Source organism: Mycobacterium sp., from assembly GCF_025965855.1.
Classification (GTDB): Bacteria; Actinomycetota; Actinomycetes; order Mycobacteriales; family Mycobacteriaceae; genus Mycobacterium.
This window is the reverse complement of sequence record NZ_JAOPWB010000184.1, coordinates 1-8,809: the sequence shown is the minus strand read 5'-3', so window position 1 is coordinate 8,809 and position 8,809 is coordinate 1. Positions and strand designations below refer to the sequence as shown.

At 64.8% G+C, this 8,809-nt stretch carries 11 protein-coding genes and 1 pseudogene; 6 read left to right on the top strand and 6 right to left on the bottom strand.

Features of this window, described 5'->3' with window-relative positions:
- Positions 1 to 118 precede the first annotated feature (118 nt).
- The 6 genes from JWP83_RS15670 (at position 119) to JWP83_RS15645 (ending at position 4,551) form a co-directional block, all read left to right on the top strand.
- A complete protein-coding gene (locus tag JWP83_RS15670; protein ID WP_297731511.1) occupies positions 119 to 379 on the top strand; it encodes a cytochrome C oxidase subunit IV family protein in 261 nt (86 codons plus the stop codon).
- Between the two features lie 164 nt (positions 380 to 543).
- A complete protein-coding gene (locus JWP83_RS15665; protein ID WP_297731508.1) occupies positions 544 to 1,293 on the top strand; it encodes a PaaX family transcriptional regulator C-terminal domain-containing protein in 750 nt (249 codons plus the stop codon).
- A gap of 250 nt (positions 1,294 to 1,543) precedes the next feature.
- Positions 1,544 to 2,710 carry an acyl-CoA dehydrogenase family protein gene (locus JWP83_RS15660; protein ID WP_297731505.1) on the top strand — a complete coding sequence of 389 codons (1,167 nt, stop codon included), beginning with the start codon at positions 1,544 to 1,546 and terminating at the stop codon, positions 2,708 to 2,710.
- A 17-nt stretch (positions 2,711 to 2,727) separates the two neighbouring features.
- A complete protein-coding gene (locus JWP83_RS15655) occupies positions 2,728 to 3,537 on the top strand; it encodes an enoyl-CoA hydratase/isomerase family protein (RefSeq protein ID WP_297731502.1) in 810 nt (269 codons plus the stop codon).
- Between the two features lie 19 nt (positions 3,538 to 3,556).
- Positions 3,557 to 4,432: an SDR family oxidoreductase gene (locus JWP83_RS15650; RefSeq protein ID WP_297731499.1), complete on the top strand. Its 876-nt coding sequence runs from the start codon at positions 3,557 to 3,559 to the stop codon at positions 4,430 to 4,432.
- On the top strand, positions 4,429 to 4,551 hold the full coding sequence (locus JWP83_RS15645; protein ID WP_297731496.1) for a hypothetical protein: 123 nt from the start codon (positions 4,429 to 4,431) through the stop codon (positions 4,549 to 4,551). Before JWP83_RS15650 ends, JWP83_RS15645 begins: the two co-directional genes overlap by 4 nt.
- Positions 4,552 to 4,578: 27 nt before the next feature.
- On the opposite strand, the gene JWP83_RS15640 is transcribed toward JWP83_RS15645, so the two are convergent.
- The 6 genes and pseudogenes from JWP83_RS15640 to JWP83_RS15615 all read right to left on the bottom strand — a co-directional run.
- Entirely contained in the window at positions 4,579 to 5,013 is a 435-nt protein-coding gene (locus JWP83_RS15640; protein WP_297731493.1) for a nuclear transport factor 2 family protein, read from the bottom strand.
- A gap of 240 nt (positions 5,014 to 5,253) precedes the next feature.
- Positions 5,254 to 6,018 carry an SDR family oxidoreductase gene (locus JWP83_RS15635; protein WP_297731490.1) on the bottom strand — a complete coding sequence of 255 codons (765 nt, stop codon included), beginning with the start codon at positions 6,016 to 6,018 and terminating at the stop codon, positions 5,254 to 5,256.
- Positions 6,015 to 6,509, bottom strand: a complete 495-nt coding sequence (locus JWP83_RS15630) for an aromatic-ring-hydroxylating dioxygenase subunit beta (RefSeq protein WP_297731488.1) — start codon at positions 6,507 to 6,509, stop codon at positions 6,015 to 6,017. The genes JWP83_RS15635 and JWP83_RS15630 overlap by 4 nt, the downstream gene beginning before the upstream one ends.
- 5 nt (positions 6,510 to 6,514) lie before the next feature.
- On the bottom strand, positions 6,515 to 7,825 hold the full coding sequence (locus tag JWP83_RS15625) for an aromatic ring-hydroxylating dioxygenase subunit alpha (RefSeq protein WP_297731485.1): 1,311 nt from the start codon (positions 7,823 to 7,825) through the stop codon (positions 6,515 to 6,517).
- Entirely contained in the window at positions 7,822 to 8,658 is an 837-nt protein-coding gene (locus JWP83_RS15620; RefSeq protein WP_297731483.1) for an alpha/beta fold hydrolase, read from the bottom strand. Before JWP83_RS15620 ends, JWP83_RS15625 begins: the two co-directional genes overlap by 4 nt.
- Positions 8,655 to 8,809: pseudogene (locus JWP83_RS15615) on the bottom strand (extradiol ring-cleavage dioxygenase); the annotation flags it as partial. The pseudogene JWP83_RS15615 and the gene JWP83_RS15620, both read right to left, overlap by 4 nt.

Below are 8,809 nucleotides of genomic sequence, written 5' to 3'. Positions count from 1 at the left end.
GATCCCGCTCGTTCGACCCGGAGCGCCCCGTCGTTCTCGAATGCGGCGCGATCTACTGGCACATGGTCGATCTGCTCTGGATCATCCTGTTCCCGCTCCTATATCTGGTGAGGTGATTATGGAGCTGCTTCGCAAGCCGGTCACTATCGTGTGGGCCGCGTTGATGCTGGCCACCTGCGCATCGACCTGGTTGCTTTCGAAGAACTCGGTCACGCCCGAGGTGGCGACGGTGGCCATCATGCTCATCGCCGCCGTCAAGGTGCGGTTGGTGATTCGGTACTTCATGGAGGTGCGCCGGGCGCCACTGGCCCTGCGGTTCATCTGCGACGGCTGGTTGCTCGCGGTCACCGCGCTGATCATGACCGTCTACCTGGTGTGATCCGGCGGAGCGCCGTCGGCGTCCCGCCCCAGGCCGAGCAGACAGGCGTCACTCTCGGGGTGCATTTGCGCGTCGGACGACGTGCGCACTGCAATAGGTTTGCATTGCCGATACGTGGGCGCATTGCGATCGACGTGTTGTAGGACAAGTGATGGAGTTCATGTATGTATCCCGCCGTCCCGGACCGTCACCTGCCGGCGATCACCCCGCTCACCGCGAGGTCGGTCGCGTTGAGCACTCTGCTCGGATACCACCCCCCGGCGCTTCCGATCAGCGCCTTGGTGAAAGTCGGGGAGTTGCTTGGGATTGCGGACCGCGCCACCCGGGTTGCGCTGACGCGCATGGCCCGAGACGGCGACGTGATCGTCGACAATGGCGTGTACCGCCTGTCCGAGCGGTTGCTGAGACGACAGGCCGAACAGGATGCACTCACCTCGCCCCCCACACGACGGTGGACCGGGGGCTGGGAGATGGCCATCGTCACGAGCACGACCCGGCCGTTGGCCGAGCGGGTGGCCCTGCGTAAGAGCATGGTGCGACACCGGATGGGCGAGTTGCGCGAGGGTGTGTGGATGCGGCCGGACAACCTCTCTCGTGAGCTCGACGGCATCATCGCCGACCAGTGTGAGTTTTTCGTCAGTCACCACCCTGACTCGTCCGGCCTGGCAGCGTCGCTCTGGGACTTGCCGGCATGGGCGGCCGAGGCGGACCGATTGGTGACCGTGCTTGACGAGGCAGAGAGTCTCGCCCAAGGGTTCATGGCTACAGCGGAGGTCATCCGACACCTGCTGCTCGATCCGTATCTGCCGGACGAGCTGCTCCCGGCGGGCTGGCCAGGTGATCGACTTCGAAAGCGTTACACCGATTTCAACGCCAACTACTCGGAGCGTCTCCGAAAGTACAGCGGCGGATAGTTCGGGGCCGAGACAGCTTGCGCGCCTTCTCGGGTTGGGCGTGCCGCCGAATCGCCCGCTCGCACGTCTCTACGGCGTGAGGGACAACTCTGGCCGCTACAAATGTGCATCATGCGATGCAATCGCGTATCATCGCGGTTAACTGCGTGCCGGACACCGGATCCGGTGTCGTCGGGCACTTTCAGCGCCGCGTTGGCGCGTCGCGACGGCTATCACGGCGGCCGTGCCAGCAGTCAACGGGAGGAGGGCCATGACGGGACCGTTGAGCTTCTCGATCAGCGCGGAGCAAGAGGCGCTGGTAGAGGTGGCCCGCGGCTTTGGTGCGCGGCTGCTGGCTCCGTATTACAAGCAACGCGAGCAGGAAGGTGCGTTCGATCGCGCGACGTTGCGGGCGATGGGCGACCTTGGACTCTTCGGGGTGGAGCTGCCTGAAGAGTACGGCGGCCTCGGACTCGACTGCACGACAGCGGGTCTCGTCCTCGAGGCCGTGTGCCGGTCCGACTACAACATCGGCCAGTTGATGGTGACGATGTCGCTGAGCGGGGCGATCCTGGCCCGGCACGGGGATCCCGCGGTCGTCGCGCCCTGGCTGCGCGGCGTGCTGGCGGGCGAGCTGATCCCGGCCATCGCCTTGACCGAGCCGGGCGGCGGATCCGACGCCGCGAACCTGACACTGGGGGCAACCAAAGAGGGTTCTAGCTACATCCTCGACGGCGAGAAGACCTCGACCAGTTTTGCGACCCAGGCGGCGTTCGCGATCGTCTGGGCCCGCACCGGGGCGCAGTCCAGCAGCGCGCGGGGAATCAGCGCCTTCCTCGTTCCCCTGGACTTGCCGGGCATTAAGACCAGCGAGTTCGAGGATCTCGGCGGTCGGTGCGCCGGGCGCGGATCGGTCCACTTTGACCGCGTGGTGATACCGGCAACGCACTTGATCGGCCGCGAAAACGACGGCTTCGTCCAGGTGATGCAGGGCTTCGACTACAGCCGTGCCCTGATCGGGCTGCAGTGTCTGGCGGTCGCCCGGCAGTCGCTCGACGAAACCTGGTTGTCCACCGCGCAGCGGACCAGCTTCGGTAAACCGCTGATCGCACATCAGGGTGTGTCCTTCCCATTGGCGGAGGCCGAGACCCAACTTGAGGCATGCCGGTTGCTGTGCCTGAAGACGTTGTGGCTCAAGGACCGGGGGCTGCCGCATACCGCTGAGGCAGCGATGTGCAAGTGGTGGGCACCCAAGCTGGCGTTCGACACCGTCCAAACCTGCCTGCTGCTCAACGGGCACGGTGCCTACACCGAGGAAATGCCCTACGCACAACGCCTGCGAGACGTCCTGGGCCTGCAGATCGGAGACGGCACCGCCCAAATCATGAAGCTGATCATTGCCCGACACAAGGCCGGCCGCGGCGCGGTCTCGGCATAACCCTGGAGGGACTCCCCATGGCCAAGGTGATCTACGAAAAACGCGATCAGACCGCTTACATCACGCTGAACCGGCCCGAGGTCCACAACGCTATCGACCCCGAGACCGATGAGCTGCTGTTCGAGGCGTGGACGGATTTCCGCGACGATCCCGATGTCCGGGTCGCGATCCTCACCGGGGCCGGCGACAAGACCTTCTGCGCGGGCGCCGACCTCAAATCGCATGTCGATCCCTGGCTCAACGCCGGGCCCGAACTCGGACGCAGCCTGCTCGACAAGGGATTCGCGGGCCGGATCACCCGAGGGCTGCACCGGACGCCCAAACCGATCATCGCGGCGCTCAACGGCTGGGTCATCGGGGGCGGCATCGAACTGGCCCTGGCCTGCGACATCAGGATCGCCTCCGAGCACGCCAACTTCGGCTTCTTCCATATACGGCGCGGCATGCATTTCGCCGACGGGGGAATCGTGCGGCTGGTCAACACGGTCGGAGTGGGCATCGCGATGGAGCTGGAGCTGATGGGTGAACCCATCGACGCGCAACGGGCCAAAGAAGTCCACCTGGTCAATCGCGTTGTGCCCCAAAGCGATCTGATGGCCGCGGCCGAGGACATCGCGGCCAAGATTCTGCGCAATCCCAGGGCCGCAGTGGAATCAGCGAAGCAGACCATCCTCGAGGTCGTGGGCCGCCCATTGGACGACCAGCTCAGGCTTGAGTGCCTGTATGGCTATTCGACCATGGGCAACCCCGAGATCGTCGAGCGCCAACAGGAGTTCCTCGAACGGCGCGACGCCGACCGGGTAACGACAAGCTCCGAACGCCACTGACGAGCCCAGGACGGAACACATGTCATACAACTCGATCTACCGTCGCGACCTATTTCGTGAGCACATCGTCGTCATCACCGGCGGCGGCAGCGGTATAGGGCGTTGCACCGCCCATGAGTTGGCATCTCTCGGTGCGCATGTCGCGATCGTCGGGCGCAACGAGGACAAACTCGAGCGTGTGCGCTGTGAGATCGCATCCGACGGTGGTTCGATTTCCGCCCATGTCGCCGACATTCGCGATGAACACGCGGTCATTGCCGCCATCGAGCGGGTGCTGACGGACCACGGCCGCATCGACGGCCTGGTGAACAACGCGGGCGGCCAATATCGCGCTCCGATGAAGACGATCTCGACAAAGGGGTTCGAGGCCGTGGTCAGAAGCAATCTGACCGGTGGATTCATCGTCATGCGCGAGGTCTACAACCGGTGGATGATCGATCAAGGCGGCGCGATCGTCAACATGATCGCCGACATCTGGCACGGGTGGCCGCATTTCTCTCATTCCGCGGCGGCGCGCGGCGGAATGCTGACGCTGAGCGAGTGCGCGGCGACCGAATGGGCCGAATCCGGTGTCCGTGTCAACACCGTCGCCCCCGGATCGATCGCATCGCAGGGTCTGGACACCTACGAGGACAAGGACACGGCGTTTATTCGTAACGACCTGACGCCAGGTATCCCGTTGCAGCGATTCGGAACAGAAGCCGAAGTCTCAGCGGCGATTGTCTATCTACTGTCGCCGGCGGCGAGCTATATCACCGGCTCCTGCATCCGCATCGACGGGGGAGCACCGAACGCGCGCCGTGGATGGTGGGATCTGCAGCCGGCCAAGAACAATGTGGCCTTCGACGGGTTCCACCGGTCCTCGCTTCCTGCGATCCTCGACGAGGTGCCGTGATCCCTGCGCGGTCCTTCGCCGACCGCAGCGTTGCGGTTCTCGGGGGCACGGCCGGTGTCGGGCTTGAGACGGCCACCGACAGCGTAATCGGCCAGTCCAGCATCGCGTTGCGGGTCTGAGCGGAAACGATTCTGATCAGCGCGTGCTCAGCTCAGGCCGAGTTGGCTCAGTAGCGTGCCGACATTCCAATAGGCGTGTACCGAGACGGCCCGGCCATTGTCGTCGACCTGCCAGACGTCGAATCCTGGGATGTCGAATCCGCGCCCGGTGGGCGCGATTCCTGGCGGGAATCCCTCGCCGGAGTGAGTGCCGACCATGCGCCATTCCTGCGACACTCGGCGATTGACGACATCGACGAGCGGCTCACCGACAGGGTGAAAGGCGAGATCCGGGAATCCTGACCACGCCGCGGTGAAGAAACCGCCGGCCTGCTGGTGGTCGGTGATCGGGGCGGGCAGCGATGGGTCCTCCCAATGCACTGCCTCAGCGATCACGGTCAAGGCGGTGGCCAGGTCACGCTGATTCCAAGCGGCGAAATAGCGGCCCGGGTAGGCGACGAGGTCGGTGGTTGTGGCGGTCATAGCCAACGTCCTTTCACTACGGACCGGTCTTCGGCGGGTTGCCTACGGTAGCGCCGAACCGGTCGCCGGCTCGTCCCCCGAACGGGAGGTTTTTCGGGCTGCGGGCCGCAGTGAGCAAAACGAGCGGCTCGCATTGCAGCGGCCCGGCGGCGGCCGCGATCAGCGGTCCGCGGCCGCGCGCAGACCAGCGGTGGTAAGGGTCATCGGATTTTGGTCATTCAGATGTGGTTGAAATGGCCGTCAGCCCATGCTGCTGCCGCCGTTGACGTAAATCGTTTGCCCGGTGATGAACCGGCTGTCCTGGCCGGCAAGGAACGCCACAACCGCCGCGACCTCGGCCGGATCGCCCGGCCGTCCGAGCGGCACAATGCCGGTTCCCTCCTCCACGACACTCTGCAGACGCGATGGTGCCTGGCCGGATTCGAGCAGCTCGGCCAGTTCGGGTGTGCGCACGTAGGACGGCGCCACGGCGTTCGCCGTGATACCGGAGGTGGCGAATTCGCGGGCCAGCCCGGTGACCATAGCGTGGACCCCACCTTTTGCGGCGTTGTACATGGCGTGATCCATCAGCCCGGTGCGAACCGAGTCGGCGCCGATGTTGACGATGCGGCCGTGGCCTCGAGACATCATGTGCGGCAGCACCGCTCGCACGCAGTAGATCGTTGTCCACAGGTTGTTGTCGACGGTGGCTCGCAGTGAATCCTCCGTGTGCTCGAGCGTTGGCAAGATCACGCCGCCGCCGGCATTGTTGACTAGAACGTCGACATGGCCGAGCGCCTCGACCGCCGTCGCCACCAGGTCGTCGGCCGCTCCGGACTGGTGGAGTTCACCGACGAAGCCGCCGGCGATGGCCGCATGCTCGTACACGCGTTGCAGGTCTTCCTTGTTGCGGACCGCCGCGAAAACTGCTGCACCATCATGGATCAGCCGCGCGGCGATAGCCAGGCCGATGCCTGATGCGGCGCCGGTGACGATCGCCGTCCGCCTGCTCAGCGTGCCGCTCACAGAATGATCGCCACATCGCCGACGGAACGGAGGTCCGTCATATCCAGTTCCGCGCGCTTGGCGGCGATCCGGAAGCCGCCGTGGCTGCGGCGCAGTCGGTAGCGATACCGGCCGACATAGCAACTAGTGCGTCCCGCTCGGAATCGCCACACCGTGAATGACGCGGTCACCGATAACTCTTCGGCTGACACGTCGTGCACCCGAACGTTGAACACCTGATGGTTGGTCCGGGAATGCGGGTATTCGCGATGTGCGCGCCGGCTGTTGAGCCGTTCGACCCTGGCCGCTAGGCGCGTGTAATTGTCGTCGATGAGCATCAGGTCGTGGTCGGGGTCGCCGTCGACCGCGTCGTTGCAGGGCACTTCGTACTTGGCATCTTCATCGAACAACAGCAGCCAATCGTCTAGTTGCCACGCGTCGAGCGATGCCGCCTCGGCATAGAGGAAGTCCTCGACCTGCTGCCTGGAGATCGCCTGCCGCTCAGCTGCCATCGCAGTCATTGGGCACCCGCCAGGTCCGCCGCGGCGCCCATCTGGTGTTGCCAGCGCCGCCAGAACACCCGCATCTGTTCTTCGTCGTTGGCCATCGGCGAGCGACCCATGCCGCGGGAGATATCGTTCCATTCGACGCCGCCGCTGATGAAGCCCTGCTGGCAGGACTCCAACGCCTCCAGGTCGTCGGGAGTGGCAAAGCCGCCCGGGCCCAAAAAAGTCAGGAAGCTGTCGAGCCGACGGTGACGCAGGGAGGCCAACTCGTTGCTGGGAGCTAATGCCCACGCGGTGACGTCGACGGCCTCGGGCGTGGGCGGATAGAAGGTGCGCACCGTCACGGCCATGATGTCGTTGATGATCAGATTGGGGTAGATGAGCAGGTTGCGGTTCACTTCGGCCATGGCGTGCGCGCGCTGCTCGCCGTGGCGGGCGACCAGATCCGCGTGCAGCCGGTCTATTTCGGGGCGGGCGTCCGCACCGAACAGCGGCTCCCATTTGGCAACCGGACGTCCCCACGGGGAACTGTACTCGATCACGGCGTGACCGTTGCCCAAGTCGACCGCTCGGCCGCTCACACCCCCGCGCAGGTCGGTACCGATCGACACCAGGTACTTGAAGTACGTGTCGTGCGTGGACTCGGCGTGGTAGCCGTCGAAACTGTTCTCCACCAACAGCTTCCAGTTGGCGCCGAAGCTGTACTGGTTGGTGCCGCGGACTATCTCGACCGACCCGCCGCAGCCGTCGATAACGAGATCGATGTAGTCCTTGGCACCGGCGAGATACGTCTGCAGGTCGACGATGCCGGAATCGAAGCTGGCGAACACGAATCCCCGGTGGGACTCCACCCGCGCCACCCGCTTCAGTCCCAGCTCATCGAAGTTCACCCCGCCGGCGTACGCGTCGCGGTCGGGCACGCCCTTGAGCCGGCCCTCGGAGTCGAAGGTCCACGCATGGTAGAAGCACTGGAAAACTTTGGAATTGCCGGAGTCCTGGCGGCACACCAAGGCGCCGCGGTGCGTGCAGGTGTTGTGGAACACGTTGACGTTGCCGGTGTTCACGCCGCGGACCATGAAGATCGGCCGCCCGCCGACCGGCCGCCGAACGAAGTCACCCGGCTGTGGGATCTCCGACTCGTGGCCGACATACAGCCACGACTTGCCGTAGATCCGATCGACCTCGGCTCGGTGTATCGCGGGTGAGGTCATCGCCGAGCGGTGCACCCGAAACCGTTGGGCCGCGGGGTCGTCGACGACGATCGGCTGCTGTGCCGCTGCTTCGGTTACTTGGGTAACCCACGGCTCGACACCGGTGCTCATGGCCGGGCCAGGTAATCGGCGACCAGCGCGCAGAACTCGTCGGCGCGCTCGATCTGGGTCCAATGTCCGCAGGCACTGAACACATGCAGATCGGCTTTGGGTAGCAGCCCCAGCATCGTTACCGAAACGTGCATGGGGACCACCTTGTCCTCCCGGCCGTGCACGAGCAGCGCCGGTGTGGTGATGGCACGCACCTCGTCCTCGGTGATACCGAGCTCGGATCCGGCGTGCCGCGGATCGAAGAACATAGCGCGGTATGCCTCGTAGGCGCCGTCGGCGACGCTGGCCTCATACCGGATCGCGACGAGGTCGTCGGTGATCATTGTCGGATCGACCGCGAAGTAGTTGCGCAGCAGATCCCGCATCGCGTCATGAGACGGCTGGTAGGCGCGCAGCGCGGCAAGACCTTCGGTAAGCGTCATGCCGACGCCCGGCGCGCCCATCAGCACCATCTTGGTGATCCGGTCCGGCCGGTCGGTGGCCATCTGCAGCGCGACGCGCCCGCCCAGCGAGTTGCCGACGATCGCGGCTTTCTCGATGTGGTGTGCGTCCAGAAAGGCCCAGACGTGGTCGGTCCAGGTGCGTAGCGAATAGACAACGTCATCGGGCCGCTCGGTGGCGCCGAAACCGACGATGTCCGGAGCGAGCACGCGGAACCGCTGCGACAACGTTCCGATGTTGTCCTGCCAGTTGGCCATCGCCGACACCCCGGGACCCGAGCCGTGCAGCATGACGACCGGGTCGCCGGCACCCGCCTCGAGGTAGCTGGTTTGGATTCCTCCGGCATCGATGGTGCGTGGCTCTAACGCGATTCCTGCGACGGCTGCTGTCATCGCGAGCCTCCTTCCTTGAACACCGCAAAACATTTGTTGGAGTTGAAGACATCGGTGGTGACGAGGTCTGACCACGAAAGTTCCAGGCCGAGTTCGTCGACCGCTCCGGTCAGGCAGAACCAGTTGAGCATTTCGTGCTGCCCGGAGTCGA

What these genes read in the sequence shown, in the direction of transcription:
- JWP83_RS15670 (WP_297731511.1), top strand. Translation starts at nt 119, where the DNA reads ATGGAGCTGCTTCGCAAGCCGGTCACTATCGTGTGGGCCGCGTTGATG.
- JWP83_RS15665 (WP_297731508.1), top strand. Translation starts at nt 544, where the DNA reads ATGTATCCCGCCGTCCCGGACCGTCACCTGCCGGCGATCACCCCGCTC.
- JWP83_RS15660 (WP_297731505.1), top strand. Translation starts at nt 1,544, where the DNA reads ATGACGGGACCGTTGAGCTTCTCGATCAGCGCGGAGCAAGAGGCGCTG.
- JWP83_RS15655 (WP_297731502.1), top strand. Translation starts at nt 2,728, where the DNA reads ATGGCCAAGGTGATCTACGAAAAACGCGATCAGACCGCTTACATCACG.
- JWP83_RS15650 (WP_297731499.1), top strand. Translation starts at nt 3,557, where the DNA reads ATGTCATACAACTCGATCTACCGTCGCGACCTATTTCGTGAGCACATC.
- JWP83_RS15640 (WP_297731493.1), bottom strand. Translation starts at nt 5,013, where the DNA reads ATGACCGCCACAACCACCGACCTCGTCGCCTACCCGGGCCGCTATTTC.
- JWP83_RS15630 (WP_297731488.1), bottom strand. Translation starts at nt 6,509, where the DNA reads ATGGCAGCTGAGCGGCAGGCGATCTCCAGGCAGCAGGTCGAGGACTTC.
- JWP83_RS15625 (WP_297731485.1), bottom strand. Translation starts at nt 7,825, where the DNA reads ATGAGCACCGGTGTCGAGCCGTGGGTTACCCAAGTAACCGAAGCAGCG.
- JWP83_RS15620 (WP_297731483.1), bottom strand. Translation starts at nt 8,658, where the DNA reads ATGACAGCAGCCGTCGCAGGAATCGCGTTAGAGCCACGCACCATCGAT.